Below are 1,234 nucleotides of genomic sequence, written 5' to 3'. Positions count from 1 at the left end.
CCGGCATCGACAGTGCCTTGAGGCCCTCGCGCAGCAGCCGCGCGCCCACGCCCAGCGGCTTGTCGGCGCGGTGGCAGAAGTAGGCGCGGTGGCCGGTCTCTCCGTCCACGCCGAGACGGCCCACCGGCAATTGCAGCAACGTGCCCGCCGCGATGTCGGCGGCCACCAGCCATGACGGCATCTTTCCCCAGCCGAGCCCGGCGCGCAGCAGCGCGAGCTTGATCTGCATGTCGCCCGCGCGCCAGGTGGTGGGCGAGAGCACGTCGAAGTCCTGGCCCGCGCTGAGCGCGCTCGCATCCTCCACCACGATCTGCAGATGCCGCGCGGCCGCGTCGTCGAGCGAGCCGCGGGCCTTCTTCCTCGCGAGCGCCGCCAGCGGATGCGCGGCGGCCGCCACCGCCACCATCGACAGCGGCATCAGGAACTCGCGCGCAATGCGCTCGTCGAGCTGCGAGAAGGCCGAGATCGCGAGCTCGCAGCGGCCGCTGTGCAGCGCCTCGACCGGCGCGCCCATCGAGCCGTACTCGATGCGCATCGCGATGCCCGGATGCACCGCGTGCACGCCGCGGATGGCGGCCGCCACGAGATCGATCGGAAACAGCGTGTCGACCGCGATCGAGAGGCCGAGCTCGATGCCCTGCTCGATCCCCTGCGCGCGGGCGCGCAAAGCATCGACCTTCGCGAGGATCTGACGCACGTCGCCCAGCAGCGCCTGCCCCGCGGACGTGAGCACGGGCTTGTGGCCCGAGCGATCGAACAGCTGCACCTGCAGCTGCTCCTCGAGGTTGGCGACGGCCTGGCTCACGGCCGACTGCACGCGGTGCAGGCGGTTCGCGCCCGCGCGAAAGCTGCCGGTCTCGGCCACCACCACGAACATCTGCATCTGGGACAGCGTGAGCGCATCCAGCATGGGCTTCTCCTCGTTCGAGCAATGCAACCCGATCGGTTCGATCGATGAAGTCGACCAATATTATTTGCTTTCATCGATCGGGTTCGAAGGCCAGACTGGCGCCCATGCATTCCACGTCCGCGCCGCTGCCCCTCTCCACCGCCACCACCGCCTGGACCGGCGTCGCCCTGGTCGTTGCCGCGGGCGTGATCGCCGCGCTGCAGGTCGGCAAGGTCGCGATCGCTGTACCGCAGCTGCGCGAGGACTTCGGGCTCGGCCTGTCGGCGATCGGCTGGCTGATGGCGGTGTTCTCGCTGCTCGGCGTGCTCGGCGCCATCCCGGTCG

The 1,234-nt window shown here is 70.3% G+C and carries 1 protein-coding gene and 1 pseudogene; one reads left to right on the top strand and one right to left on the bottom strand.

Going from position 1 to position 1,234, the window contains the following annotated elements; translation table 11 throughout:
* Positions 1 to 910, bottom strand: a 910-nt coding sequence (locus AC27VN_RS41835; RefSeq protein WP_490880569.1) for a LysR family transcriptional regulator, incomplete at its 3' end; no start/stop codon positions are given.
* A 104-nt stretch (positions 911 to 1,014) separates the two neighbouring features.
* On the opposite strand from AC27VN_RS41835, the pseudogene AC27VN_RS41830 reads away from it, so the two are divergent.
* Positions 1,015 to 1,234: pseudogene (locus AC27VN_RS41830) on the top strand (MFS transporter); the annotation flags it as partial.

It is taken from the genome of Variovorax sp. 20P10.2.4 (assembly GCF_058244205.1).
The sequence above is the reverse complement of the archived record's forward strand: the minus strand, read 5'-3'. Positions and strand labels throughout refer to the sequence as shown.